This is a genomic window from Nocardia sp. NPDC058658 (genome assembly GCF_042716665.1).
Lineage (GTDB): Bacteria > Actinomycetota > Actinomycetes > Mycobacteriales > Mycobacteriaceae > Nocardia.
On record NZ_JBHXRR010000056.1, the window covers coordinates 1 to 1,535 of the forward strand.

Genomic DNA, 1,535 nt, shown 5'->3' on the forward strand with positions numbered 1-1,535 from the left:
CTTGGTTTTTAACCGGGTGGGCGGGCCATTCAGAACCCCACTTGATCACGAAAGAAGCCCTTGATCGATGATTCTTCTTGCGACAGAACGAATCTCGAACCAAGGGCTTCAGTGAACAGTGTGCATGATCGTGACGGTAAGGGCGTGAGCGGGGACCTGTCCCAGTTCCGACGCGAGTTCTACCAATGCCTGACCGCGCGAGCGGACGCCTTGTTCGAGTTATGTGATGCGGTGTTGTGCCAGGACGGGCCTGTGACCTCGTTGGTCGAGTTGTCCCTGGCGGGTCCACATCGCCGGGGACACGGTGCGCTCTATGACGGCCTGGCCGCGGGCCGGGTCGATATCAGCCGACTACGACGGTCACTGACCGCGACACCGCTGCCACGCCACGAGTCCGGCGCGATCGTACTAGCGGTCGATATGAGCCCTTGGCTGCGCCCGGACGCGCAGACCAGTCCAGCGCGGTCACACTGCCACGTCAGCGGGCGCGGTAACAGCAACAATCAGCTGATCCCGGGCTGGCCGTACTCGTTCATCGCCGCCCTCGAGCCCGGGCGGACCAGTTGGACCGCGATCTTGGACGTGGAACGAGTCCCGCGCGGCACCGACCTGACCGTGATGACCGCGAACCAGATCCGGGCCCTGGTCCAACGCCTGAGCCAGGCCCAACAGCACACCGCCGGCCTGGACCCCAACATCCTGATCGTGTTCGATGCCGGCTACGACATCACCCGCCTGGCATGGCTGTTGGCGGACCTGCCGGTGGACCTGCTGGGCAGGATCCGTTCCGACCGCGTCTACTACCCCTTGCCCGAGGGGCCGCCCAATCCCCGCGGTGGGCACCCCGCTCGGCACGGGACACAGTTCAAACTGATCCACGCCCACACCCGCACCCCTGATACCGACACCGAATCCGATACCAGTCGCTACGGTCGCGCCCGCGCGGTGTCCTGGAACGAGCTACACCAGCGCCTCTATCGGCGCGCGGGATGGGCGAGCCATGAAGGTCGGCTTCCCATCGTCAACGGCACTGTCATCCGCCTCACCGTCGACCATTTACCCGGTGAAAGATCACCGAAACCGTTGTGGCTGTGGCACTCCCGGGCACATACCCCGTCCCAGGACATCGACCGGCTCTGGCGGGCATACCTACGCCGGTTCGACCTCGAACACACCTTCCGGTTCCTCAAGCAAACCCTGGGATGGACCCGTCCACGAGTCCGGACTCCCGACCAAGGTGACCGCTGGACCTGGCTGCTCATCGCGGCGAGCACCCAACTCCGCCTCGCTCGCTATCACGTCACAGATCTGCGTCGTCCTTGGGAAAAACCTGTCACCCAACCCCACCAACTCAGCCCGGCCAGAGTCCGGCGAGGGTTCATCAACATCCACCGCAAGGCCCATAATCCCGCCAGTGCACCGAAACCCACCCGCCCCGGACCAGGACGTCCACCAGGCTCGAAGAACAAGCACCGAGCACCCCGTCCGGCGGTCGGCAAACCCACCGACACCGAAACCCCAGGTTAAAAACCAAG

1 protein-coding gene is annotated in these 1,535 nt (G+C 64.3%); it reads left to right on the plus strand.

Annotation, left to right across the window (positions count from 1 at the left end):
- Nucleotides 1–144 precede the first annotated feature (144 nt).
- Nucleotides 145–1,527 carry an NF041680 family putative transposase gene (locus tag ACFWUP_RS31320; RefSeq protein WP_379239602.1) on the plus strand — a complete coding sequence of 461 codons (1,383 nt, stop codon included), beginning with the start codon at nucleotides 145–147 and terminating at the stop codon, nucleotides 1,525–1,527.
- The last annotated feature ends 8 nt before the right edge of the window (nucleotides 1,528–1,535 follow it).